This window comes from Marinifilum breve, from assembly GCF_003202155.1.
In the GTDB taxonomy this organism is placed as follows: domain Bacteria; phylum Bacteroidota; class Bacteroidia; order Bacteroidales; family Marinifilaceae; genus Marinifilum; species Marinifilum breve.
This window is the reverse complement of the sequence record NZ_QFLI01000178.1, coordinates 1-386: the sequence shown is the minus strand read 5'-3', so window position 1 is coordinate 386 and position 386 is coordinate 1. Positions and strand designations below refer to the sequence as shown.

The 386-nt window shown below is 59.8% G+C and carries 1 protein-coding gene; it reads right to left on the bottom strand.

Annotated elements, in window-relative coordinates:
- On the bottom strand, nucleotides 1-386 hold a 386-nt coding region (locus DF185_RS23365; protein WP_133250161.1), incomplete at both ends, for a phage tail protein.

Below are 386 nucleotides of genomic sequence, written 5' to 3'. Positions count from 1 at the left end.
CCTTGCCTGCAGCAACGCCGTTCACGGTGATGGTCATACCACTGACCGACACGGTGGCTTTTGTTTTATCCGCAGACACCGCACGAAAGCTCTTGTCGGTTACGCCCTCCGGCTGGAAGGCCACGGTCAGCGTGGTGCTCTGCCCTTTCACCACCGAGGTGCTGGCAGGCGTCACGGTCATGCCGGTTGCCGCTGTTACCGTGCTGCGATCTTCTGCCATCGACGGACGTCCCACATTGGTGACTTTCACCGTGCGGGTGATCACTTCCTTCGCCGTCACCGCCTTACCGATACTGCTGACCCAGCCACGGAACACATCGACCGTGCCGTTCGGGAAGCGGATTTTATAGGCACGGGTATCGCCTTCATTAAACCACGCCAGCAGC